Origin of the sequence: Lysinibacillus boronitolerans JCM 21713 = 10a = NBRC 103108, from assembly GCF_000772935.1 — a bacterium.
In the GTDB taxonomy this organism is placed as follows: Bacteria; Bacillota; Bacilli; order Bacillales_A; family Planococcaceae; genus Lysinibacillus; species Lysinibacillus boronitolerans.
Window position 1 is genome coordinate 1 of sequence record NZ_JPVR01000021.1, and the last position, 583, is coordinate 583.

The 583-nt window shown below is 35.0% G+C and carries 1 pseudogene; it reads right to left on the reverse strand.

Going from position 1 to position 583, the window contains the following annotated elements:
- Positions 1-529 (reverse strand): annotated as a pseudogene (locus CD31_RS00100) (helix-turn-helix domain-containing protein); the annotation flags it as partial.
- Between the last annotated feature and the right edge of the window lie 54 nt (positions 530-583).

A 583-nucleotide genomic window follows, 5' to 3' on the forward strand; every position in this document is an offset into this window, starting at 1 on the left:
AATTCATAGATGACGTTTACTTTGTCTTCTTTGGTGATTTTTCCTTGGCTTGAACTAAGGCGTTTAACTTTTTTAAATATTCGTTTTCCATACGTAGACGATTGATTTCTGCTTGAAGTGCTTCTGGTGAGCCTTCTACTGGTGCTTGTTTTGGTTGTTTATTTGTTTCTTTTTTCATGGATGGACGCCCCTTTTTCTTTGATTGAAGGGCATCGAATCCTTTTGTTTCAAATTGTTTTTTCCAAAAACGAAGTGTAGAAGGAGTAGCTATATTAAAGATAGCTGCCGTTTCAAGTAAGGACGTACCGTTTTCAATCATATAGTTTAGTACGTCTAGTTTAAACTGTGCCGAATAATTTGTATATCGTTTTATAAACGCTTCTACGCCGTTATACTCATATTGTTTCACCCAATTAAGAATCGCTTTGTGATCTGTTCCAATTAATCTAGCAATTTCATGTGAACTTTCTTTACCTTCTATGTAGCGTAGAACTGCTTGTAATTTTTCTTCTGATGTATATTTAGCCATATAAAAACTGCTCCTCCAATTGTTAGATGTGTCTAACAATTGGGGAGCAGTTCA